Source organism: Pseudomonas sp. W2-17, from assembly GCF_041060445.1.
Classification (GTDB): domain Bacteria; phylum Pseudomonadota; class Gammaproteobacteria; order Pseudomonadales; family Pseudomonadaceae; genus Aquipseudomonas.
In genome coordinates this window covers 21,668-28,452 of the sequence record NZ_JAUFNS010000042.1, presented here as the reverse complement: position 1 = coordinate 28,452, position 6,785 = coordinate 21,668, and the positions used below count along the sequence as shown (strand labels likewise).

The 6,785-nt window shown below is 62.5% G+C and carries 5 protein-coding genes; 2 read left to right on the top strand and 3 right to left on the bottom strand.

Translation table 11 applies throughout. The features are described from left to right. Positions 1-151 precede the first annotated feature (151 nt). The 3 genes from QWI20_RS27120 to QWI20_RS27110 are packed head-to-tail and all read right to left on the bottom strand — an operon-like array spanning position 152 to position 3,875. Complete coding sequence (locus QWI20_RS27120) at positions 152-2,368, bottom strand: xanthine dehydrogenase family protein molybdopterin-binding subunit (RefSeq protein WP_369308043.1); 2,217 nt, start codon at positions 2,366-2,368, stop codon at positions 152-154. Then, on the bottom strand, positions 2,368-3,354 hold the full coding sequence (locus QWI20_RS27115) for a xanthine dehydrogenase family protein subunit M (RefSeq protein ID WP_065987554.1): 987 nt from the start codon (positions 3,352-3,354) through the stop codon (positions 2,368-2,370). Before QWI20_RS27115 ends, QWI20_RS27120 begins: the two co-directional genes overlap by 1 nt. After that, positions 3,351-3,875 (bottom strand): (2Fe-2S)-binding protein, encoded by a 525-nt coding sequence (locus QWI20_RS27110; RefSeq protein WP_369308042.1) that lies wholly within the window; start codon positions 3,873-3,875, stop codon positions 3,351-3,353. Before QWI20_RS27110 ends, QWI20_RS27115 begins: the two co-directional genes overlap by 4 nt. A gap of 307 nt (positions 3,876-4,182) precedes the next feature. On the opposite strand from QWI20_RS27110, the gene QWI20_RS27105 reads away from it, so the two are divergent. Together QWI20_RS27105 and trmA are read left to right on the top strand one after the other, a co-directional pair. After that, the gene (locus QWI20_RS27105; RefSeq protein ID WP_282369716.1) at positions 4,183-5,475 is read left to right on the top strand and encodes an NCS2 family permease; all 1,293 of its coding nucleotides are present in this window, start codon (positions 4,183-4,185) and stop codon (positions 5,473-5,475) included. After that, entirely contained in the window at positions 5,472-6,557 is a 1,086-nt protein-coding gene (trmA, locus tag QWI20_RS27100; protein ID WP_369308041.1) for a tRNA (uridine(54)-C5)-methyltransferase TrmA, read from the top strand. Before QWI20_RS27105 ends, trmA begins: the two co-directional genes overlap by 4 nt. Positions 6,558-6,785: the final 228 nt, after the last annotated feature.

Here is a 6,785-nt window from a genome sequence, read left to right as displayed (position 1 = left end):
TCGGCCTCTGACGCGCAGGAATCAGGCGCTGGAGAGGAAAAGCATTGAAAAGCTGAAGGCTGCCCAAGGCAGCCTTCAGCTATGAACAACTTTCCCCGGACACTAGTGACGCAGAGCGTGGGAACGATCAGGGTACAAGGTACGGAGTGGGTTACAGCACTTTATCCAGCGTAATCGGGAATTCCCGAACCCGCTTGCCCGTGGCGTGGTAGATGGCATTGGCGATGGCAGAAGCCACGCCGACGATGCCGATCTCGCCCACACCCTTGGAGCCCAGGTCGTTGACGATGTCGTCGTTCTCTTCCACGAACAACACGTCGATCTCGCCGATGTCGGCGTTCACCGGGATGTGGTACTCCGCCAGGCTGTGGTTCATGAAGCGCCCGAGGGTGTGGTCGGTCTGGCTTTCTTCCTGCAACGCCTGACCGATGCCCCAGACCACGCCGCCGAGGATCTGGCTGCGCGCGGTTTTCGGGTTGACCACGCGACCCGCCGCAACAGCATCCACGACGCGATTCACACGAATGGTGCCCAGGTCTTCATCCACCAGTACTTCGACGAACACCGCGGAGTGAGTCGCCGTCGAATAGCCTTCGCGCTTGTCGTCAGGCTTGGCGTCGATTTGCACTTCCAGCGTCTCATGGGACGACTCGCGGACGATGTCGGCGTAAGCAAAACGCTGATCGTCGATGAGCAGATAACCGTCGCCGTAACCGACATCGGCCATGTCCACCACCGCGTATTGCGGATGCGCCATGCGCACGGCGTCGAGCAGCTTGGCGCGCAAGGCACGGCAAGCTTGCTGCACCGCAGTGCCCACGGATGACACGGTGAACGAGCCGCCCTGCAACGGCGACGTCGGCAGCGAAGAATCACCCAGCACGAACGTGACATCGTCCGGATTTACACCGGCAGCCTCGGCAGCGATCTGAGTCATGACCGTATACGTGCCGGTGCCGATGTCAGTGGTGGCGCTGCTGACGGTGATCTTGCCGCTGCTGTCGATGCTGGCCTTGGCGCTGGCCGGCATCTGCATGGCTTCCCACACACCGCCGGCCATGCCCCAACCCACTAGCTGACGGCCCTGACGCATGCTGCGCGGCTCGGGATTGCGCTTGCTCCAGCCGAAGCGCTCGGCGCCCTGCTCGTAACAGGCCAGCAGTTCCTTGCTGGAATACGGCTTGCCTTCGTTGCCGTTGCTGTCGGCAAAGTTGACGATCCGCAGCTGCACCGGGTCGATACCGGCCGCAATGGCCAGTTCGTCCATGGCGCATTCCAACGCGACCATGCCGGAGGCGGCGCCCGGTGCGCGCATGTCCAGTGGCGTATACACGTCCAGCGGCGCCAGCTTGTAGCTCAACTGCACGTTGTCGCACTGATAGAGCATGCCGCTCCATTCAACGACGTGCTCGGCGAAGTCTTCGAAACGCGAGGTTTGGCCGATCGCGTCGTGAGCAATCGCTGTCAGCTTGCCGTCTTTGGAAGCACCCAGGCGCATGTGCTGCAGGGTCTGGGGGCGATAGCCAAACGTGAACATCTGCTGGCGGGTCAGCGTCAGGCGTACCGAACGCTGGAGTTTCAACGCCGCCATGACGGCCAGTGGCAGCTGGTATTGCGGGCGCAGGCCGGAACCGAACGCGCCACCGACGAAGGCGGCGAGGACGCGAATCTTTTCTTTCTCCAGGCCGAACACGCTGTGCAGGTAGTCCTGGCAGTTCTGCGTGCCCTGGGTTTTATCGTGAATCTCCAGGCTGCCGTCGGCCTTGTAAAACACCGTCGACGCGTGGGGCTCCATCGGATTGTGGTGCTCGTTAGGCGTGCTGTAGTGAGTGTCGACCGTCACCGCCGCCTGGGCGAATGCGCCCGAAAAATCCCCGCGCGGCGTTGGCGTTTCGGCAGGTGCCGTGTGGGCGTCACTCTGGCCGACGCCGAGGTCGGTCTGGTGCGACTCGGTCTCGTACTCAATGCGCACGAGGGAGCCGGCATGCCGCGCCAGCTCAAGGGTGTCTGCCACCACCAATGCCAGCGGCTGGCCGCTGTAGAGCACGCGATCGTTATAGAACGGGCGGAACGGCGAACCTTCGGCCGCATCGGCGTCCTGATAAGGCTCGTCATAGCTGGCGATGTGCGGGCGATTGGTGTGATCAATGACCGCCACCACGCCGGGCACCGCCAGCGCCTGGGTCGCATCGATGCGCACGACGCGGCCCGAGGCGATGGTGCTGGACACGACGCTAGCATGCAGCAAGCCATGCTCCGGGTACTCACCGGCATAGCGGGCCTGGCCGGTGACTTTCAGGCGTCCGTCGACGCGGTCCATCGGTTGGCCCAGCGCGGAGCTTCCCGGGATTGGTGTGTTGGCGTTCATTAAACAGTCCCTCCCAAGGTGGCGTCGCTCAAGGCGCGAACGATCGCGCGGCGGGCCAGCTTGATCTTGAAAGCGTTGTGCGCCAACGGCTGAGCGTCGCGCAGCATCGCGTCGGCAGCCGCAACAAAGTTTTCCCGCGAGACCGGCTGGCCCTTGAGCGACTGCTCAACGGCCGTGTCACGCCAAGGCTTGTGGGCGACACCGCCGAGGGCGATGCGCACATCGCGAATGACGTCGCCATCGAGCTCGACGGCAGCGGCCACCGAGATCAGCGCAAAGGCGTAAGACGCGCGGTCACGGATCTTCAAATAGTGGCTGTGCTGCTGGAAACGCGGCGCAGGCAGTTCGACGGCGGTGATCAGCTCGTCATCGGCGAGCTGGTTGTCGCGCTGGGGCGCATCCCCCGGCAAGCGGTGGAAGTCAGCGAACTCGATGACCCGAGCGCCGGCGCGGCCTTGAACGTGCACGCGGGCTTCGAGCGCAGCCAAGGCCACGCACATGTCCGACGGGTGCGTCGCGACGCAGGCATCACTGGCACCAAGGATCGCGTGGATGCGGTTCAGACCTTCTTTAGCCGGGCAACCCGTGCCAGGCTCGCGCTTGTTGCACGGCACGGTTGAGTCGTAGAAGTAGTAGCAGCGAGTGCGCTGCAGCAGGTTGCCGCCGGTGCTGGCCATGTTGCGCAACTGCGGCGAGGCGCCCGCCAGAATGGCTTGGGATAACAATGGATAGTCGCGCTCGATCAGCGGGTGCCACGCCAGATCAGCGTTGCTCACCAGCGCGCCAATCATCAGGCCGCCGCTGTCGGTTGCACGGACGTCTTTGAGCGGCAGCCCAGTGATGTCGATCAGGTGCTCGGGGCGCGCGATATTTTCTTTCATCAAATCCAGCAGGTTCGTACCGCCAGCAATGAAACGGCTGGCGGGACCTGCGAGATTGACCGCCTGGGCGATGTCGGACGGCTTGCTGTAGCTGAAGGGATTCATTGGCCGCGCCCTCCCTGATCCGGCGCGGCATTCATCGATGGCAAGACTTCCACCACCGCCGCACGGATGTTGCTGTAGGCGCCGCAACGGCACAGGTTGCCGCTCATCAGTTCTTTCACTTCGTCATCGGTGCTGGCGCGGCCTTCGTTGGCCAGGCCCACCGCCGAGCAGATCTGCCCGGGCGTGCAGTAGCCGCACTGAAAGGCATCGTGCTTGATGAACGCTTGTTGCATCGGGTGCAAGGTGTCGCCGTCGGCCAGCCCTTCGATCGTGGTCAGCTCGGCGCCGTCACACATGATCGCCAGGGTCAGGCACGCATTGATGCGCTTGCCGTCGCGCAGCACGGTGCATGCACCGCATTGGCCGTGGTCACAGCCCTTTTTGGTGCCGACCAGATCGAGCTGCTCGCGCAGCAGATCCAGCAGCGTGGTCCAGGGCTGTACATCCACTTGTCGGGTCTGGCCGTTCAACGTCAGCGCGATGGAATGCGCTGCGATGGCCGGTTGATTGATTGCACTCATGGGAAGCCTCACGGTAGGTACTCGATCAGCGCAGTGATCTGCGTCTTAAGGGGTACGACTTGTGTGGTTTCGGAAACGTTCAGGGTTTATGACGGGCGTTTTGACGCAGCGCAACGCCAGCGTGGGGCAAGGCCGATCCGGAAATTTGCAATCCGGCGACAAGCGCTAGGCCCCATCGCCCGGAGCTGCTGGTATGATGCGCGGCTTTTTGCAACTGGCAGAATTTGTGCAAGCCGTTTCGGTGAGCAGTGCTTTGCTGTTTCAGTCGACTACATAAATGACGCGGAGCGTCACCGGGGAGCCTTAAATGCTGGAGCGGTTGTTTCAACTCAGGGCACATAACACCAATGTGCGCACCGAAATTCTGGCCGGGGTCACGACCTTTCTGGCCATGGCCTACATCCTGTTCGTGAACCCGAGCATCCTTGGCGAGACTGGCATGGACAAGGGCGCGATCTTTGTCGCCACCTGTCTGGCCGCCGCCATCGGCTCAACCGTTATGGGCCTGATCGCCAACTACCCGATCGCCCTCGCGCCGGGCATGGGCCTGAACGCCTTCTTCACCTACACCGTTGTGCTGCACATGGGCCACACCTGGCAAGTGGCGCTGGGCGCGGTGTTCATTTCGGCGGTGATGTTTTTCCTGCTGTCGATCTTCCGTATCCGCGAATGGATCATCAACAGCATCCCGCTGCCGCTACGCTCGGCCATTGCTGCCGGTATCGGCCTGTTCCTGGCGCTGATTGCGCTGCACAACGCTGAAATCGTCGTGAGCAATCCGGCCACCATGGTCGGCCTGGGCGATCTGGCCAAACCGGCACCGATCCTCGCCGCCCTGGGCTTCGCGCTGATCGTGGCGCTGGAAGCCCTGAAAGTACGCGGCGCCGTGCTGATCGGCATTCTGGCCGTGACCATCATCTCGATCGTGATGGGCTTCTCGCCGTTTGGCGGCGTGGTGTCGATGCCGCCTTCGCTGGCGCCGACCTTCCTGCAGCTGGACATTCCCGGCGCACTGAACATCGGTCTGGTCAGCGTGATTTTCTCCTTCCTGTTCGTCGACCTGTTCGACAACTCCGGCACCCTGATCGGCGTCGCCAAGCGCGCGGGCCTGATGGGCAAGGACGGGCATATGCCAAAGATGGGCCGTGCGCTGATCGCCGACAGCACCGCCGCGATGGCTGGCTCTCTGCTGGGCACGTCGACCACCACCAGTTACATCGAATCGGCGGCGGGCGTCAGCGCCGGTGGCCGTACCGGTCTGACGGCCATCGTGGTGGCGGTGTTGTTTCTTTTGGCGCTGTTTTTCGCACCGCTGGCCGGCAGCGTTCCGGCATTCGCCACCGCCCCGGCCCTGCTGTTCGTGGCCGTGTTGATGACCTCCGGCCTTGCCGAAATCAACTGGGATGACATCACTGAGGCCGCACCGGTGGTGATCACCGCGCTGGCCATGCCGTTCACCTATTCGATCGCCAACGGCATCGCCTTTGGCTTCATTTCCTGGACCGTGATCAAGCTGTTGTCGGGCCGGGGCCGCGAGCTGAATTCGGCACTGGTCGTGCTGTCGATTCTGTTCGTGATCAAGCTGGGCTTTTATCCATGAGTTCTACGTTCGACCCTGCAAACTACACCGCTCAGCTCGATGAAAAGGCCGCGCGCCTGCGCGAGCTGCTGGCGCCTTTCGAGGCGCCGGAACCTCAGGTCTTCGATTCGCCGCGCGAGCACTACCGCCTGCGCGCCGAGTTCCGCCTGTGGCGCGACGACGGCAAGCGTCACTACGCCATGTTCGCGCCGGGCGACAAGCACACGCCGATCCTGATCAACGAATTCCCCATCGCCAGCCAGCAGATCAACGCGCTGATGCCAGTGCTGCGGGAGCGTTGGGAAGCCAGCAAGACGCTCAATCACAAACTGTTTCAGGTGGATTTTCTGACCACGCTGGCCGGCGACGGCATGATCACGCTGTGCTATCACCGTCCGCTGGACGACGCCTGGCAAGTCGAGGCCGAGCAATTGGCGGCTGATCTGAAGGTCAGCGTGATCGGCCGTTCCAAGGGCCAGCGTCTGGTGATCGGCCGAGATTATGTGACCGAGGAGCTGGAAGTCGCCGGCCGCACATTCAGTTATCGCCAGCCAGAGGGCGCGTTCACCCAGCCCAACGGTACGGTGAACCAGAAAATGCTGAGCTGGGCGTATGACGCGCTGGGCGATCGCGACGATGATTTGCTGGAGCTGTATTGCGGCAACGGCAACTTCACGCTGCCGTTGGCGACCCGCGTGCGCAAGGTGCTGGCGACCGAGATCAGCAAGACGTCGGTCAATGCAGCACTGAGCAATCTGGCGGACAACGGTGTGGATAATGTGTCGCTGGTGCGCCTTTCGGCGGAAGAGCTGACCGAAGCCCTGAATGAGGTGCGCCCGTTTCGTCGTCTGGCCGGTGTCGATCTGAAGAGCTACGACTTCGGCAGCGTGTTCGTCGACCCACCCCGCGCCGGCATGGACCCGGACACCTGCGAGCTGACGCGACGTTTCGAACGCATTCTGTACATCTCGTGCAACCCGGAAACCCTGGCCGCAAACATCGCCCAGCTGTACGACACCCACCGGGTGGAGCGGTGCGCGCTGTTTGATCAGTTTCCGTACACCCATCACATGGAGTCGGGGGTTTTGCTGGTTCGGCGCTGACGGCGCGACATCGGTCATTCCCGGTTGAAGTCGGTCCTTCTGTCATTGGTAGGACCGGCTTCAGCCGGGAACAGGGTTTCACTTATTTCAACCACCGCACTTTCCACATGACCTCCATGCGCACCCAGCATATCCCGCACCACCCATCATTAAATTCCTGACAGCTAGCGGCGAACGGCGCCAGACCGGTGTATAACTCTCGGCCGTCTCTCGCTTCGATGGATGCCT

Bases quoted from the DNA above. Each gene is read 5' to 3' on its own strand.
- QWI20_RS27120 (WP_369308043.1), bottom strand. From the start codon at position 2,368: ATGAACGCCAACACACCAATCCCGGGAAGCTCCGCGCTGGGCCAACCG.
- QWI20_RS27115 (WP_065987554.1), bottom strand. From the start codon at position 3,354: ATGAATCCCTTCAGCTACAGCAAGCCGTCCGACATCGCCCAGGCGGTC.
- QWI20_RS27110 (WP_369308042.1), bottom strand. From the start codon at position 3,875: ATGAGTGCAATCAATCAACCGGCCATCGCAGCGCATTCCATCGCGCTG.
- QWI20_RS27105 (WP_282369716.1), top strand. From the start codon at position 4,183: ATGCTGGAGCGGTTGTTTCAACTCAGGGCACATAACACCAATGTGCGC.
- trmA (WP_369308041.1), top strand. From the start codon at position 5,472: ATGAGTTCTACGTTCGACCCTGCAAACTACACCGCTCAGCTCGATGAA.